Genomic DNA, 14,821 nt, shown 5'->3' with positions numbered 1-14,821 from the left:
ACAGCACAGGAGACGGAAGGCTTCGTGCGCATCAAGTACCCGCGCACAGCTGCGGTGGCCGCAGGGGGCGGCAGCGCTGGCACCAGGCCAAGCTTTGTGTCCATGGACAAACTGCTTTTTGACGTTCTTGTCCGCTTAGTTGGCACCGAGGCCGCGGCGAGAGCGAAGATCAAGGCCTGGGCAAAAGAAGAGTCTGGTCGATTCGCGCCGGGGGGCGCTTCGGTGTCCAGGATGGTCCAGCAGAGGGTATATGCCCTCATGCTCACGCGTCTCCCCGCGCGAGGGGCGTAGTTACAAGCGCTGGCGGACAATGGCCATGAGGATCCTCATAATAGGCAATAGTTGCCTATATATAGCGAGGGTGTTTTCATGGCCAATATCAGGTATTTCTACGACCACGGCGCAGATACTGTCGCGTTGCAAGGACGCGGAATGTTCGGCATGCCCAATGCCGAGTTCGCTGCCAAGTTTCCGGGCGTCAAGGGAATCCGTTATGACGGCTTTTCGATGCGGGTTGCATATGCCGTCGCCGGGGGCGGTGACCCGCTGCCGGTAACCCGCATGATCGAATACAAGGCTTTCCCGTCGCGCCATGAGTGCGATGCGCGGTGCATGACCGCCCGAGGAAAGGTCATGCGCTGCGAGTGCTCATGCGGTGGGAAGAATCATGGCAAAGGCATGTTCTCTCGATGACGCGCGGGTGGAGGCGCTGCGCGTGCGCCGCCACATTCTCAGTACGGGCACCCAGCTGGCCTACATCGTGCAATGCGCCGGGCGCTCGTATGCATTCGACGTGACCGATGAATGCGTCTGCCGACCGCGTGAAGTGTCGCCTCCCTATGCCACCCGGTTCGCGCGGGACATGGCGAAGGCGATCGCGGCTCGTATGAACGACGGACGAATCCATCGCGGCATTGCCGTCAACGCAGTGCAAGCGCTGGATGCATTCCTATCCCGGCCTAGTACATAGCGGCGGGCCAATTCACAGCGCAAACCGACATGCGCTTTGCGCTATGCACATTGCCCAAGCGCAGCGAAACAAACGAGTATCCAGGTAGGCAACCATTGCCTATATCATTTCACTGTACCGGCGTGCTACGCCGAACAGATGCAACTCACCTGGAGGTCATATGTCGCAATTGGGTTTTGATCTTGGTGCTGCCGAAGAAGTCTTTCGCGCAGCCGCTCCCGGAACGTGGCTGGGGGAAGTTCTGCCCCTGGAAGACGCGATTGTCCGGCTGGAGCAGGTCGTCGCGCAGGGGTTCGATGACATTCCTCAGGCGGTCCGCGCAATGTACGCAGAAGGGGTGGAGTGCCTGCTAAGCGAGCTTCGCCGCGAAGACGCTGTGTTCGGCCTCCTGTGCCGTGATCGCTCGCCCGCAATTCCCCTGGACGCGGCAGAAGATGCGATAGCCACCTTCGAAGAGCATTGTCGCGCGGTGATGGCGCAGCCGGGAGCGCACCCCCGCCAGTGCGCGAAAAGCCGCTTTGCAAGGCACTACAGCACCACGGCGTTGCATTGCGACGGATTCGGCAGCCTTGTGCTGACCCGCTGGGGCGAGACTCGCCATGAACTGGTGTTCCACATGGGACGCTCTTTGGTCTTCCTTGATAGCTACCGCGACCACCTGCAACGCCACAAAGTGCCCATGCAGATATGGGCCCCCGCGTATAGCGCGGACAAGATCGCCTACAGCCCTAAGGGGCCGGCGGGCGTGGCAACCTTCAATTACGGCGGGCGAGGGTACGTCAACGACGGGATGTTCCACTGCGGGGAATACAGCGAATGCGAGGGATGGTCCTTCGTGCCGCTGTCGCAATGGCAAGGCGAGACCTTCACCTATGAGGAGCAATGCCGTGCCTGGGATTCTGGGGCGCTGGAGCGGGGAGACCGGCGGGGCCTTGTCGTCAGCGTAAGGGGCGTCAAATGCGTTCTCGACGGAGCTTTGGTCTTCTTTGACGACACCGGCTCCTACAGCCTTGCGCGTGCTATCGCCGAGAGCGCATCCGACGAGGACGACGGTGAGGACTATCCGGACGACGATGAAGAGGGCGACTTCGACGAGGAGGAAGAGGATTCTCCGCGCCAAGGGGAGGATGCCACGCGCGAGGATTGCGCAGCGCCGCGCAAGGAAGAAGAGCAAAACTCTGATCTCTTGCTCTGCTTGATGTGATGGCGCGGGGGCGGAGGTGCCCCCGACCGAGCCTGCCGCCGTCGACCCCCTTTTCCTCTTGCCCGGTGGGTACGTGTGCGCCCTAACGTGCCCACGAGCAAATTCGCCCCATGGTCGCCACGGGTACGGCACCGCGCAAAAGGAAAGGCAGCGGCCAGCTGCGACCGCGTGCCGGGGTAAGTAACACTTTGCGGTCATGGTAGGCAATAGATGCCTATATAATGTTTGGGAGGTTTAAATAAACCATCGTCAAATGTTAATTTTTCGGCGGGTTGCCTGTAGGTCGCCCGCTGGCATCCCGCCCACAGGAGCATCCGCCATGATCCTTATCTCGACACTTCGCAAGATGCGAAACAAGCCCGTGTTTGTGGTGACCGTCCCGGCGCATACCCGCCAGGTCGGCAGCCTCCCGCCGGTCAATGTTGCAAAGGTCCGCGATGGTTTCGCTACGAAGAGCCAAGCCGATAAGTTCGCTTCGGATAACGACCCGCGCCAGTGGGGGGCGGCTGAGTTTCCGGTGGTCGCGCGCATGCCGGCTCATGAATACGCTGCCAGCTGCGGCTTGCCGCTCCCGGGAACCGCCATGGGCGGCGGCTTGGACGCCGCGCTGCCCGAGCTGATCGAGCGTGTGGCAAGCGGGGAAGAGTTTCCGGACGCATGCGGTCGTGCCGCGTCCCGGTTCGCTGTTTGCTACGACGCGCTGCGCGCAGCCTACGACGAACGAGAGGAAGCCTGATGGACCGGAACGCAGAAGTCCAGAAGATGGCGTCGCAGTTTGGCCTCGATGCGAACGCCCTTCATCACCTTGTGGCTTTCCTCCGCGCAAGTCACGCTCGCCATAGGGAAAGCGGAGAGATCCCGGACGCGATGAGCGCTGCGGAGCAAGAGGCGTACATCCGTGCGGGCGTGGTCGCGTGGCGAGATCACACCAGCGCGCTTCTAGAGGAGCTGCGCGACGGCCAGAGCGATCGCGCCAAGGCTTTCCGCGCCGAGCTCGTCGTCGGGGTCTATGACTCCATTCGCAGCAACATCCGAAATCCGCAGGGCTGACTATGAACTCAGACAAAGCCGAAGGCCGCGCCGTCACGGCGCGCAAGAAGGCGGCCTTAGTCGCTGTCAAGAAGCTCGATGCGGCGGCGGATGCGGTCAGTGCTTTCGCGCTGGCGTGCGCGATGTGCGCCGATGCGTCCTCCCCCCGTGGAGACGACGACGGCCGTCGTCTGCTCGCGCAGAACATGCGCGAGTACGCGGGCCACCTGAGTAGCGTTTACGACAAATAGCACGGCCTTCGGGCGCCAAGGTGTTTGTGATCGCTTCTAGCGGTATTGGCAGAAAGGAAAAATCATGGTGATTGAAAAAGGCAGTAACGGTCGCTGGTTCGTCGATGGGGAGCCGGTAGTGGTACAGACCACCCGTTATCCAGACGGACTGATGTACCAAAGCGCGAACATCCCGGACGAGGATGTAGAGGCGCTCATCAAAATGCATACCTTCGTGGGCGTCCAAAATCAGCATGGCGAGCGCGTGGAGCTTTCGTTTGACATGGACGGCTGGTCATTGTTGGTAGAGGACGAAGGTGAGCAGCAGGACGATGGAGGGAGCAGGATCGAGACCGAGGACCGTATAGGCGGCACCTACCGCGAGGACGTGCCCGGCGGGATGTTCGGCGACCGTCTCAATCGCGATCGCCGGTATTGGCTGGCATGGGCGACAGTGTCCCGGGAAACTCAAGGCGATTGTCTGCCTGGGATCATGGACGACTTCGGCTCGCTCGTGCCCGTCCCGTCGCCTCGTCGTCAAGCTCAGCTTTAAAGGAAAGGCCGTGTCTACCGCATACGAGCTTTTGATGTCCTGCCCCGACGACCAGATCACGCGAATGAAGTTGGTATGGAAGGCCGTCGCGGCCGGTGAATGGAAAGAAGCGGCTCATCATCTGCGCAATGCTGCCAGCGAAGGCGAGTCTTCCTGGCACGGCCATTGTGGCGAGTTGGCCGGACATTACGACCGCAAGGTTGCCATGCAAAGGGCCCCCGGGCCTGGACAACCTGGCCTGACAGAGAAGGAATGACCATGGACGTAAGAGTTGGGCGCACCTACCGCGCAAAGCGGCCCGCCGAGAGTGGCGGACTGGTAAACGATCGCACGGTTCAGTGGATCGGATCCGTTGGGCAAGTGCAGTACGACGGGCCTGCCGTGCGGCGCGGCAGTCGATACCCCATCGTCAGCCGCGCGGCGTTCGAGGCGTGGGCCGATCGCGACGTCACCGATGAGTTGCCCACCGGCGAGTATCAGGATTGGGCCGACTATCGCGCTTCCCAGCCTTCGGCTTAGCTCAGGAGCTTCATACATGAACAAGATCAAACCATATACCTGGATCGTCCGTTTTGATGTGGCCCCCGAATGGGTCGCGGACGGATTCAACCTCACCGACGAACGAGCGCTCCTGTTGCTCGCTGGTGACCTGCGGCATGCCGACAGCAGCTTCGAGCTCGCAGCGCGCGTGCTGGCTGCGCCTGCCGCCCTGCGAATTGCACGCGAACAAGGCTATGGACCGAAGCACAACGGTGCAGGAAGGGCAGTGGCCGAGATTATGAGCGGTGCGCCTCACGCGTATTCGGATGTCCGTAAACGCTCTGATGTAACGGTGGACAACGCCATAAGCGCAGCTATCGATTTGCTCAATAGCGTTGCCTTTGTGCGTGATGAGAACGACAACACTGGGGCGATCCTTGCAAAGCTGCGGGACGCGCGGGCTCTCCTGCGCGGAGACGATCCGATCTCGGAAATCCAATGGCGTCCTGTGCAGGACTAGCCGCGTAAAGCTGGGATGTCGGAGAACTGGGGGCGCTTCGCCGCCTTTCGGAATCAACACTTTGGGAGAGCGATTTGCAAACGAGTTTGGATAGTTCGATGTCTGCGCTTCGGCGGCGTCTGGCGCAGGCGGAACTGAAGCTGGCCATAGCAAAGAAGGAAGCGACACAAGCCCAGCGGAAAGAGGATCGAGCGAGCGAGGTGGTTCGTGCGTTGCAGGAAGAAATCGCGTGGGTGCAGCTGCGGCAATGGGGCAGTACGCCGGATCTGGCCGAGCTTATGAGGTCGGATGGAACAGGCGGCATGGTCTTCTACAAGGCACTCAGCGCCATCGCAGAGTCGTGGGGACTACATGTCTTCGGGACTTGGAGTGACACAAAACAACTCGTCCTTAGCTTCGGGCTGAACCGTGCACAGCAAGGGGCCATTGAGCGCGTGGAACAGGCTATCAATTACTTCGCGCCCGCCATGAAGCGCATAAAGGGAGGGTGGGTGCGATTCTCGGTGAGCCACCCGCAGCCCGAGGCGTGCGCGTGGGAACTGCGTTATGCCCCGAAGAGCGGGCGTGCGCGGCTTGCCCGTCTCGTGTATGGAGCTGATGACAGCGTTCTGGATTTCGCTTCGCTACGTGGAGCGCTGGAGTACGTTGAACAGAACCTCTGGCTGGAGGACATCATCGATGCACCACCGACAGCTGCCCTGGAGTACGTCATAGCTGCGGAAGGGGATGGAGGGCGGCATGGGTGACCGCAAGTTGGGCCCGGTTCACTTCGCGGGGGCGCTCACCAATGGCTGGCTGCGCCACACCTGCCGGTTCAAGGTCGTCGACCTTGGTCCGGGTGGCACCCCGAGCCGCGAAGTGGTCTACAGGGCCGATTTTCTTGAACAGGCTCAGGAGGCGTATATCGCGGCCTGCGAGGCGGCGGGGATTGTGCATGGCACCTTGCGCATCTTCCGGTGTGCTGATTGGGCCGCATACGCGTAAACGATTTCGGTACACAGTGCTCGCGATGACCCTATTGCCGCGCAATGCCTGTTACAGGCTATGGTCTTGATAGGCAATTGTTGCCTATATAATTCCTGGGTGATTTAAATAAAGGCACGAAGAATGTAAAGTCTGTGCCGCGACCCTGGAGAGAGTAATGCTTGAATCCGCAACGACCATCCCTGCTTGCCTAGATTCCCTGCTGAACGTGCAGCGCCAATGGGTGAACGATCAACTCTGCAATAACGACGTTTCGAGCGACGAGGAGATGTCGCAGTTCTTGCAGGCCGAGGTGGGCTTGAACACCGACCAAGTGAAGTCTGTCATGGCCTATCGCGACAGTGCCTTGGCGGACCCCTTTTTTCAGCTGTTTCCGTTCGAGAAGGTGACCGAGTTCGCGGGTTGTGCGGCGCGAATTGGCGAGCCGGATTCCAAGGGACTCTTTCGGGTGGAGGTCGGTCATCGCATCTGGGTCGACGCGGCCGCTGAGGACGCTGAACGCGCCCGCGAAGTGGTCCAGGCTGCGGGCTATGCCGTGCGTTCCGTGCGTGTCGCTGTTTGAGGTGACGATCATGGAGACCGCGATCGATTGCTTCGCAGGAATGGGCGGAAACACGGAGGGGGCGCGGATGGCTGGCATCAAGGTCACGTGGTGCGCCAACCACTGGCGTTCCGCTGTGGATACTCATGCAGCCAATCACCCGGACGCAGCGCATATCTGCCAGGACGTTCACCAGGCCGACTGGACCAAGGCTCCGGCGCACGACCTTTTCATGGCCTCGCCCGCGTGCACGGGGCACACACCTGCACGGGGCAAGGACAAGCCACATCACGACGCGGCGCGAGCCACAGCATGGGCAGTAGTGTCGGCCGTCGAATGCCATAGGCCGCCTTTCGTTCTGGTGGAGAACGTGCCGGCCTTTGCACAATGGGCTCTGTATCCCGCATGGTGCGCCGCTATGGCCGCACTGGGCTATACGCTGTCACCGATGATTTGGGACGCCGCGGACTGCGGTGTGCCGCAGCATCGAAAGCGCCTTTTGATCGTGGGGACGCGCAGCCGACATCCCATCCAGCTGGACTCCCCGAAACGCGAGCATCGTGCGATCGGTGAAGTGATCGACTTCGCGGCGGGAAACTGGTCACTCGTGCAGCGTCCTGGCCGGTCAGAAAAGACTCTCGACCGAGTTCGTAACGCGAGACGCGCTTTTGGCGAGCGATTCGTGATGCCCTACTACGGTTCCGGGTCGGGATTGACCGGGCGCGCGCTCGATCGCCCCTTGGGCACCGTTACCACCCGCGCACGCTGGGCGGTCGTGGACGGGGACAGGATGCGCATGCTCACGATTGCCGAGAACAGAGCGGCTATGGGCTTCAGGAAGGATTACATCCTTCCAGCGAATCAAGCGGTGGCCTTGCACATGCTGGGCAATGCGAACCCGCCGCCGATGGCGTTCGAAGCGATATCCGCGCTCCGGAGGGCTGCCTGAGCAAATACACGGGGGGCGCTGGTCGAAGGCTGGCCTCCCTGGTCTGAGCCGCTTCAGTGGCCGGAACAACCCTTTCTTTGCCGGGTCTCGCCTGTTTGAGGGGCCGCGTGCGCCATCCCCGGCGAAACCTGCTGTTTTATGTGCGTGGAGGAAAAAGCGTGAAACTCACCAAAGCAAGTTGGACCTCCTTCGATTTCATTCATGCGGTGGAGTTGATTGGCGTAGGCCAATCGCAGGTTCTGACGTCGACAAAGCGCTTGTCCCGCATCGAGGGCTTCGCTCTGATGTGGAGTTTGCGGTTGATATATGGCGATTGCGATGCGGCGTCGATCGGACGGCTGCGAGGGGCGCTTCACGTGTCGCTCGACCATTGCATGCGCGAGGTTGAAGCGCGTCGTTTCCGCTTCGTTCCGCGATCGACATACGACCAGTTGTCGGAGCTGTTGGTGGCGTGGAAGCGCTCGGGAGTGGAGTCCATGTACGTGGCATACCGGGAGCACGACAGGCCTGGGCGCATGCTTGGATGGATGGCGAGGGTGGCAGAACTCCATGGCGTCGGAGTCTGTGCGGCTAAATCGCGACAGCGCAGCCGCGCCTCCGGCCGGTTATGGGGGCGCGGGCCATCGCTCTTCTGGTATGTCGGCGCAATTTGGCGCGATACGAGGTCGACTCAGCATGCATCGCAGCCCGGACGCGTTCGATGAGCCGCACGTTCTTCAAAAATGCCCATCTCTACCGATCGCAGGAAGACATTGCCAGCTCGTCCGAAGCGTTGGAGGAGCAGCTCGGACGCTTGGCTTTCGCGATGCCGGAAAGCGGGCGAGAAGGGCGGGGTTGGCTTCCCGCCGGTGTGGGCAACACATGCGTGCGTGAGGTGGGGCCCCATTGGCTTATTCGTATGAGAACGGCCAGGCGTCTCCTGCCTGCTGCCGTAGTGAGGCAGCGTGTAAAGGAGGTCGCAGCATTGATCGAGCACCGCCAGGGCTACAAGCCAGGCCGGAGGCAGCTGAAAGACATCAAGGATCGTGTGCTGGAGGAGCTCCTGCCAAAGGCGTTCCTTCAGATGCGGGATACCAATGTGTGGATTGATCGTGACAATGGCTGGATAGTCGTCGATACCGCTTCATCGAAGCGCGCGGATGAGGTGTTGTCGCTACTCAGCAAGACTGTCGACCCGTTTTCGGTCGAGCCGTTGCAAGTGCAGACCGCGCCCGGCCGCGTAATGACGCAGTGGGTTCTTGACGGCGAGGCATCCGAGGGATTCTCGATTGACCAGGACGCAGAGCTGCGATCGCGGGGACGTGGCCATGGCGCCATTCGCTGGGTGCGGCATTCGATTGAGACCGTCGACGCTAGACGACACATCGAGCAGGGCAAGCAATGCACCCGGCTCGCGCTGACGTGGGCCGATAAAATCTCGTTCACGTTGACCGAGGATCTGACCCTGCGCCGCCTGCGGTTCTTGGACGTACTTCAAAAGGACTTGCCCAGTGACGTGCGGGATGAGGAGGAGACGTTCGACACGAGCTTTGCTCTAATGGCGGGCGAGTTGGCCGGATTGCTCGCGGCATTGATGGCTTGCTTGGGCGGCTGCGGCATAGAAGACTGAAGGTAGAGCGGGCGGCAAGCATTTGCCCATCCCGGCCTGTGATATTGCGAGGAAAAGTGTATGAAGCAAGCTAACGATGCCGTGCTGGTGTCACCCCCGAACTTGGAGCGGCACAATCCGGATCCCAACTATTTGCGGCAATTGTTGGACGAGGCGGGCCTGAGCCAACAGGAGGCAGCGCGACGGCTCGGGGTGTCTGTGCGGATGATGCGCTACTACTTGGCCGAGGACGACGGAAAGCCGGCACCCTATCTGGTGCAATTTGGACTCGAAGCGCTCGCAGCGGCAGGCCGAAAATCACAATCCTAATCGCGGGCCGGAAGAACTCGATGTGCCTGCAACCCGAAACCGCTGGATAGGTGTCAGGCGCGGTCCGGCCGCTGGTCCAAATCTCTGACCGGGTAGTACCTCGTGAACGGCTTGTCCCGGTCTTTCCACTGCTCATCAAGTCGGGCCTGTACGCACGGTTCCCGCAGTAACGCTGATTTGTGCTCCATCAGCAGCAGCGAGCCCGGCATCACTTCCATCTGATCGCCGTTGCGCACTGCCTCTTGCCACTTCTCCTGGCAGTACTCATAGACCCGGAAGGCCTCCAGGAGCTGGGCGTGAAGCCGCGCAATCTCCCAACAATACGCCCGTGCGGCTTCTGTCGGAGCGCTATCGAAGAAGGCCCGGAGTTGGGCGAACGTCAGAGGTGGCGGGTATTTGTCGGGGGGCATACTATGATCTCCATTACTGTATAAATATACAGTACATCCGGGACGCTCGCGTCGAGGCGTTTGTTAGGGGGCGGATTAGCCATGGGCGGCGGCTCCACCCTTGAATGCAGACCACATCCCTTCATTCGGCAAACCGGCATTCCGCCGGACCTTTTGGAGAGAGAGCATGAATGCAGCAGTTGAAGAAGGTACGGACGTCATCCAGGCGACCAAGGTGTCTGGGGAACGTCGCCTATCGATCCTACCCAAGTACTTTGGGCCTGGCCTCCGGTACCTCATGATCGGCGAGGCGCAGGTGTACAACCACATGGAAACGCTGTGCAGCGACTACCGCGGCGGCTATTGGGAGTTTTTCGAGCTGTCGAATGGGGGCTTCTTCATGGTGCCCTCCATGCAGAAGGAGCGCGTTCGCGTCGTGCAGGCGATGAACGGCTATAGCGGCGAGGTATCGGTGGAGGCGGCGGGCATCATTGCGTGCCTTTTTGGCTTCTACGCGCTTGCGTGCCAAAGCCAACAGGAAAACCATCTCGACCTGTACATGGCCCTGCGAGATTTCGCGTGCGGCCATGCTGAGGCACGCGAGATCCTCCAGGCGATTGACTAACCCCAACCCGGTTCCACTCTGGAACCGGGTTTTTTATTGCCGAGCGCCAGCCACCGGGGCATGAAGACGACCTGGGGCTACTGAGAGAGATTCCGGCACCGCACGGGCCTCGTGCTAGCGCCGGCTGTTACTATCTGTATCTAGGAGGGGTGATGCTTATTGCGTTTTTGATTCTCAGCCCCCTGGCCCTAATGTGGCTAGTGGCGGAGTTCTACCACCCGCCCACGCGGGAGATGTTCGGCAACCTGAAAAGGAACCTGTTTGGTCCTCTTTGGCGCTCGTTGACCTACCCCGTAGGCAAGCAAAGAGAGGCCTTCGGCCAGTTCTTTGTGGGTGTTGCGATCGCCAGTTGTGTCGGTGCCGCTACTGTGGCGTTTGAAACAAACTGGGGTGCGGCAACATGGGTGTTGTACGTGAAGTTGGTTGGGCTGTCCCTTGGGATGGTGCTATCATTGGCCCTGGCCAGTTTGTTCTACGGCACGAAGCAAGGAGACTGATATGGACCTCGGAACCGCTGTAATGCTTGGCGTCCTCGCCGTCGTTGTTGGTTTCGGCCTGTTCGTCGCCAACAACGTCGTGAAGACTGACCGTGAGAAACAGCGCGAGTCGGGTCACCACGCAGCGTGACACGTCGCCCGGAAAACCCTCGATTCGTTCGAGGGTTTTTTTTTGCCCTCGACCGATAGGGGCGCGGCCAGTACTCCACGAAGGCAGGCCTGCGGGGCAGGCGTGAATGCGCGGGCGAGCCGGTTAGTACGCCGCTCAATTGTCGTAGCCGTGCGAAGCGAGCACCTGGGCCATGTTTGAGCCTTCCCAGGAACCGGGCCGGCTCCGAACCATGCCGAGGTCTTCCGCAAGCATTGCCAGCGCACCTGCAACGGTTAGTAGGCCATGCGTGCAGGCTTGCTCGATCTTGACTTGGCGCGAGCCATTTAGCTGGCCCAACAATTGACGGATGTTGGTGTGAAGCTCTCGCGAGAGTCGCACGTCCACGATAACGGTGTCGGCGTCGGCGGTGGCTGGCTCCGGCTCCAACCTGAGAGCGTCCAGCTCGATGGCACGCTTGCGGTCTCGGTACAGTTTTTCGATTTCGTCCCGGGAGATGGCGATGGACACTGCATTAGGCTTTACGCCCGGACGGGGGGCGCCGTCGTCGCCGAAAAAGTGCTCATAGGGCATATCTTTGCCCGTTTTGTAGAACACCTCAACCTGCGGCACGAAGCCGTACGCATCGCTTGCCAGATCAGGATCTTCAACTATTTGCTTATCGCTCGCGTCGATGAAGCCCGGCAGGGTCAAATCCACCGTCGCGTCTGGATCGCAATCGTTGAGGATGGCTTGGAGTTCGCGGACGGTGAACTGCTTAGGGGTGGTGGGTTCGGTGCTCATGAGAGAGTCCTCTGGGAGGTCTACTGTTGAATGTCAGTAAGGCGCTTTGAGTGATGGGATTGGCGTTATGTGCTATGGGCATTGCGTAATTGCACCGCACTCCTCGAAGGGGGCATTGCGGCACATGGAGACCCCGCATCGGAGCTTGAGATTCGGTTTTCCCCACACTTGCGCCAGGCAGGTCGCGCATCGGTATTTCACGCGGTTGGACCGATTGACCGGGTCGCCAGTCGGCAGCGCCAGCACAGATTCGGCCCGGCCCAGTCCAAGGTATGCCGTAGAAGCGGGCACTGGCGCTGGCGTCAGAGCATCTGGAGCGGCTGGCGGTGCGGCCGTGATAGGCATGGGGGCGACGGGCAGCCGCTCAGCAGGAAAGCGGTCGAGCCAGGAAAGCGTGAATTCGCGGGTGAGCAGCGAGTCGCATGCCAAATCGAAAACGCCGCCAGGCTCGATGTAGTGATCCATCTGCTGTCCCGTTTTGCGGCCGCCGGGCTTGCCCGTATCGGAGGGGATCAGTCCGATGGATTCCATCTTGTCTGCCCATTCCTTGTTGTGGTATCCGCGGCGGCTGAAGCTGCCGAAATGGCGCTGCCACTGGTGGACTTGTTCGTGGACCAGGGTGGAGAGGGTGTTCTTGATGGTCTGGCTTGCGAAGTACGCTGGGTTCAATGCGATTTCATCGACCATGTCGCCCGTGCCGCGTCGTACGAATCGGCCTTTCGAGAAGTAGCCATAGGTGCCTTTGCGCCGTTGCAGCGTAATCAGGCACGGCGGAAGCTGCGCGTCGAACATGGCCCGGTTGAAGTGTTCGAACGCAACGTACAGTTCGCCGTACGCCTCAGCGGTTGGGCCATCCGCGGACGGCTCGAAGAATTCGGTTGGCATGGTCGTGTCGCAAAATTTGGCGGTCTCGCCCCTTACGGAGCAAATTTAGCTATGCTTTAATTCCACTCGATGCATCGCTCGTTGTGCATCGACAACGACTCTCTCCAAGTCGCTTCACTCGACGAGACTGACGCCCCGGCCGCCCCACGGTTCGGGGCGTTTTTTATTGGTCATACCGCTTCAATCGGGGGCGCGGATACATCTTTTAGTATCGGCAATATTAATTGATACTTTACGTCAAATAAAGCAGCGATTTATAATTGCCCAAAAAGTAGCTTTGCTCGCCTTCGGGGCGCATCGCCAACCCATCCGCAGCGGGCCCATCAGTTATGGAGGCTGTCTGCATCAGCGCCTAACGTAGGCCAAGGAGAACGCCATGAATGACCAAGTGCTCGATGACCAACTTCCGCCGACGACCGTCGAGCGCGAACTCGTGCGGGGCAATGTGAAAGCGAGCATGGACGCCGCGGGCGCGAAGAGCTCGGACCTCTGGAACGTGCCGTATGAGCAGATCCGCCTGATTCCTGGATGGCAGCCCCGCATCAACAACGAAAAATGGCGGAAGCGGGTCGCGTACATCGGTGGCCTGATCCTCGCCAACGGCTATGCGCCGGACAAGCCCGTCCAGGGCTATGTCGCGCGCGAAGGTGGCTTGGACGTGCTCTACCTGACCGAGGGGCATACCCGATATCATGCGACCGGATGGGCGCGGGAGCACGGAGCGAAGATCGAGCGTATTCCCATGATCGTGCTGCCCAAGGGCACGACCATGGTTGACCTCACCGTGGCTCAAGCTAATGCCCAAGAGGGCACGCCGCTCGCACCCTATGAGCTGGGCATTTTGATGAAGCGGATGATTGGATATCAGGTGTCGGTATCCGAAATTGCCCGTCGTTTTGGCTACAGCGAGCAGTACGTCAATGATTTGCTCTCGCTGATGGGCGCCCCGAGCCGAATCCGACAGATGGTGATCGAGGACAAGGTGTCGGCCGCCGTGGCGGTCCAGTTCCTCAAGTCACATGGCGACAAAGCGGAGGAGCGCCTCCTGGAGGGGCTCAAGATCGCGGATTCCATGGGTCAAACGAGGGTGACCCGCAAGGTTCTTTCGACCGGGCCCAAGGTCCCTCCGCGATACGTGCCGAACCTCTACGACGCAATGACGAAGGTCGCGCCGTATCTTCAAGGGTTCCTGCCGGGCGAGACCGCCGAAATTCCGGGTTTGGAAGATGAAGCCGACCTGGTCACGGTGAAAATCAGCAAATCGGCGCTTGAGGCATTCCGCGAGACGCACTTGCAAGTCACGGAAGCCATGGAGAAGCGTTCGCGCAAACAGCCGACTGCGGGGGCGGAGAACGACGGCGACGTTGGCGCTCAAGGGGAGCAACAATCGCTAGCATGACCGTATTGGCAATGTTCGCCGCAGGAGGGGAGCGGGGCGGCCCCGACTGCCCCCCCTACAGCGGTTCGCACGGCCTCAGAGTTCCTGAACTACGGGCTCGCGGTCGGACTTGCCTTGCTTTGTCTTTGCCGGGTGGGCAGGCGCGATGCCTGCGTCGGCCATCAGGAGTTTGCGCTCCATCGTGCATCCCCACTCGTACAGCTCCACCACCAAGAGACGTTGAGCGAGCGGGAGCGAATCCCAATACTGCTTGGACGGGGGCGCGTATCCCACCCATTTCGGGTCGGCCTGTAGTTTCTGGGCGGTGAGCCACAGCTGCTCATCCAACCCGATCTGACACCGCAGTTCTGAATGCTCGATGTCGCCGGCGAGCACGCGCAGCCAGAACTGAGGGATGCCAAGCCAAGCTGCCAGCCAGGCGCCCCGTTCCTTATCGCGGACGAGAGAAAGGGTCGCCCGCTGGCCGGTGAGAATCGCAGTCAGAGCGCCTTGTGTGAGGCCCAGTCGACTCGCCAGGGTGGTGAGATTCAGTTCGCAGCGCGGATCTGCAAGCTTTTCGCGGATCCGCTGTACGAGAGGTACCCCTGGCCAATGGTCCGGTCCCGTGGACCGGGGAGGATCGTCGGCGGAAGAGCGCCGGGGGCGGCCACGCTGCGGCCTTTTGGTGCCAGACGAGGCGGGTAGTTCGAATTGGGCATTTTGGTCCTTGCGTGCCATGCGCAGTCTCCGATCGATGAAATAAATATCATCAGGGCT

24 protein-coding genes are annotated in these 14,821 nt (G+C 60.6%); 20 read left to right on the top strand and 4 right to left on the bottom strand.

Annotated features, from left to right (window positions below; all coding sequences use genetic code 11):
• The first annotated feature begins 369 nt into the window (after window positions 1-369).
• From ABFG95_RS08140 to ABFG95_RS08065, 16 genes are all read left to right on the top strand, one after another.
• Window positions 370-693 (top strand): hypothetical protein, encoded by a 324-nt coding sequence (locus tag ABFG95_RS08140; RefSeq protein ID WP_054470945.1) that lies wholly within the window; start codon window positions 370-372, stop codon window positions 691-693.
• Window positions 694-1,130: 437 nt separating this feature from the next.
• Window positions 1,131-2,174: a hypothetical protein gene (locus tag ABFG95_RS08135; protein ID WP_076515799.1), complete on the top strand. Its 1,044-nt coding sequence runs from the start codon at window positions 1,131-1,133 to the stop codon at window positions 2,172-2,174.
• Window positions 2,175-2,493: 319 nt separating this feature from the next.
• Window positions 2,494-2,910, top strand: a complete 417-nt coding sequence (locus ABFG95_RS08130; RefSeq protein ID WP_348995741.1) for a hypothetical protein — start codon at window positions 2,494-2,496, stop codon at window positions 2,908-2,910.
• Window positions 2,910-3,224, top strand: a complete 315-nt coding sequence (locus tag ABFG95_RS08125) for a hypothetical protein (RefSeq protein WP_092578880.1) — start codon at window positions 2,910-2,912, stop codon at window positions 3,222-3,224. Before ABFG95_RS08130 ends, ABFG95_RS08125 begins: the two co-directional genes overlap by 1 nt.
• 2 nt (window positions 3,225-3,226) lie before the next feature.
• Window positions 3,227-3,454: a hypothetical protein gene (locus tag ABFG95_RS08120; RefSeq protein WP_348995740.1), complete on the top strand. Its 228-nt coding sequence runs from the start codon at window positions 3,227-3,229 to the stop codon at window positions 3,452-3,454.
• A gap of 64 nt (window positions 3,455-3,518) precedes the next feature.
• Window positions 3,519-3,986: a hypothetical protein gene (locus ABFG95_RS08115; protein WP_092578884.1), complete on the top strand. Its 468-nt coding sequence runs from the start codon at window positions 3,519-3,521 to the stop codon at window positions 3,984-3,986.
• A 10-nt stretch (window positions 3,987-3,996) separates the two neighbouring features.
• A complete protein-coding gene (locus ABFG95_RS08110; protein ID WP_348995739.1) occupies window positions 3,997-4,242 on the top strand; it encodes a hypothetical protein in 246 nt (81 codons plus the stop codon).
• A complete protein-coding gene (locus ABFG95_RS08105) occupies window positions 4,239-4,505 on the top strand; it encodes a hypothetical protein (RefSeq protein ID WP_348995738.1) in 267 nt (88 codons plus the stop codon). The genes ABFG95_RS08110 and ABFG95_RS08105 overlap by 4 nt, the downstream gene beginning before the upstream one ends.
• A gap of 16 nt (window positions 4,506-4,521) precedes the next feature.
• The gene (locus ABFG95_RS08100) at window positions 4,522-4,986 is read left to right on the top strand and encodes a hypothetical protein (protein ID WP_092578888.1); all 465 of its coding nucleotides are present in this window, start codon (window positions 4,522-4,524) and stop codon (window positions 4,984-4,986) included.
• A gap of 98 nt (window positions 4,987-5,084) precedes the next feature.
• A complete protein-coding gene (locus ABFG95_RS08095; RefSeq protein WP_054470954.1) occupies window positions 5,085-5,732 on the top strand; it encodes a hypothetical protein in 648 nt (215 codons plus the stop codon).
• A complete protein-coding gene (locus tag ABFG95_RS08090; protein ID WP_139208512.1) occupies window positions 5,725-5,970 on the top strand; it encodes a hypothetical protein in 246 nt (81 codons plus the stop codon). Before ABFG95_RS08095 ends, ABFG95_RS08090 begins: the two co-directional genes overlap by 8 nt.
• Window positions 5,971-6,127: 157 nt before the next feature.
• Window positions 6,128-6,532 carry a hypothetical protein gene (locus ABFG95_RS08085; RefSeq protein WP_092578894.1) on the top strand — a complete coding sequence of 135 codons (405 nt, stop codon included), beginning with the start codon at window positions 6,128-6,130 and terminating at the stop codon, window positions 6,530-6,532.
• 10 nt (window positions 6,533-6,542) lie between these two features.
• On the top strand, window positions 6,543-7,460 hold the full coding sequence (locus ABFG95_RS08080) for a DNA cytosine methyltransferase (RefSeq protein WP_076521750.1): 918 nt from the start codon (window positions 6,543-6,545) through the stop codon (window positions 7,458-7,460).
• A 158-nt stretch (window positions 7,461-7,618) separates the two neighbouring features.
• Window positions 7,619-8,164 (top strand): hypothetical protein, encoded by a 546-nt coding sequence (locus ABFG95_RS08075; protein WP_054470957.1) that lies wholly within the window; start codon window positions 7,619-7,621, stop codon window positions 8,162-8,164.
• Window positions 8,161-9,069: a recombination-associated protein RdgC gene (locus tag ABFG95_RS08070; protein ID WP_348995737.1), complete on the top strand. Its 909-nt coding sequence runs from the start codon at window positions 8,161-8,163 to the stop codon at window positions 9,067-9,069. Before ABFG95_RS08075 ends, ABFG95_RS08070 begins: the two co-directional genes overlap by 4 nt.
• 60 nt (window positions 9,070-9,129) lie before the next feature.
• Window positions 9,130-9,378 (top strand): helix-turn-helix domain-containing protein, encoded by a 249-nt coding sequence (locus ABFG95_RS08065; RefSeq protein WP_054470959.1) that lies wholly within the window; start codon window positions 9,130-9,132, stop codon window positions 9,376-9,378.
• Between the two features lie 53 nt (window positions 9,379-9,431).
• On the opposite strand, the gene ABFG95_RS08060 is transcribed toward ABFG95_RS08065, so the two are convergent.
• Window positions 9,432-9,788, bottom strand: coding sequence for a hypothetical protein (locus tag ABFG95_RS08060; RefSeq protein WP_054470960.1), 357 nt, complete (start codon window positions 9,786-9,788; stop codon window positions 9,432-9,434).
• A 166-nt stretch (window positions 9,789-9,954) separates the two neighbouring features.
• On the opposite strand from ABFG95_RS08060, the gene ABFG95_RS08055 reads away from it, so the two are divergent.
• The 3 genes from ABFG95_RS08055 (at window position 9,955) to ABFG95_RS08045 (ending at window position 11,019) form a co-directional block, all read left to right on the top strand.
• A complete protein-coding gene (locus ABFG95_RS08055; RefSeq protein WP_082370906.1) occupies window positions 9,955-10,392 on the top strand; it encodes an antirestriction protein in 438 nt (145 codons plus the stop codon).
• A gap of 152 nt (window positions 10,393-10,544) precedes the next feature.
• Entirely contained in the window at window positions 10,545-10,889 is a 345-nt protein-coding gene (locus ABFG95_RS08050) for a hypothetical protein (RefSeq protein ID WP_054470961.1), read from the top strand.
• A gap of 1 nt (window position 10,890) precedes the next feature.
• Window positions 10,891-11,019, top strand: a complete 129-nt coding sequence (locus ABFG95_RS08045) for a hypothetical protein (protein ID WP_278044438.1) — start codon at window positions 10,891-10,893, stop codon at window positions 11,017-11,019.
• Window positions 11,020-11,154: 135 nt separating this feature from the next.
• Here the strand turns inward: ABFG95_RS08045 and ABFG95_RS08040 are convergent, their stop codons facing one another.
• Together ABFG95_RS08040 and ABFG95_RS08035 are read right to left on the bottom strand one after the other, a co-directional pair.
• The gene (locus tag ABFG95_RS08040; protein ID WP_279972479.1) at window positions 11,155-11,781 is read right to left on the bottom strand and encodes a hypothetical protein; all 627 of its coding nucleotides are present in this window, start codon (window positions 11,779-11,781) and stop codon (window positions 11,155-11,157) included.
• 72 nt (window positions 11,782-11,853) lie between these two features.
• Window positions 11,854-12,666 (bottom strand): SprT-like domain-containing protein, encoded by an 813-nt coding sequence (locus tag ABFG95_RS08035; RefSeq protein ID WP_348995736.1) that lies wholly within the window; start codon window positions 12,664-12,666, stop codon window positions 11,854-11,856.
• Window positions 12,667-13,042: 376 nt separating this feature from the next.
• Between ABFG95_RS08035 and ABFG95_RS08030 the strand changes: the two genes are divergently transcribed.
• Window positions 13,043-14,065 (top strand): hypothetical protein, encoded by a 1,023-nt coding sequence (locus tag ABFG95_RS08030; protein WP_348995735.1) that lies wholly within the window; start codon window positions 13,043-13,045, stop codon window positions 14,063-14,065.
• A gap of 75 nt (window positions 14,066-14,140) precedes the next feature.
• Here ABFG95_RS08030 and ABFG95_RS08025 read toward each other — a convergent pair whose 3' ends face one another.
• The gene (locus ABFG95_RS08025; protein ID WP_348995734.1) at window positions 14,141-14,782 is read right to left on the bottom strand and encodes a hypothetical protein; all 642 of its coding nucleotides are present in this window, start codon (window positions 14,780-14,782) and stop codon (window positions 14,141-14,143) included.
• Window positions 14,783-14,821: the final 39 nt, after the last annotated feature.

This window comes from Achromobacter sp. HNDS-1 (assembly GCF_040084795.1).
Lineage (GTDB): Bacteria > Pseudomonadota > Gammaproteobacteria > Burkholderiales > Burkholderiaceae_B > Achromobacter > Achromobacter ruhlandii.
The sequence above is the reverse complement of the archived record's forward strand: the minus strand, read 5'-3'. Positions and strand labels throughout refer to the sequence as shown.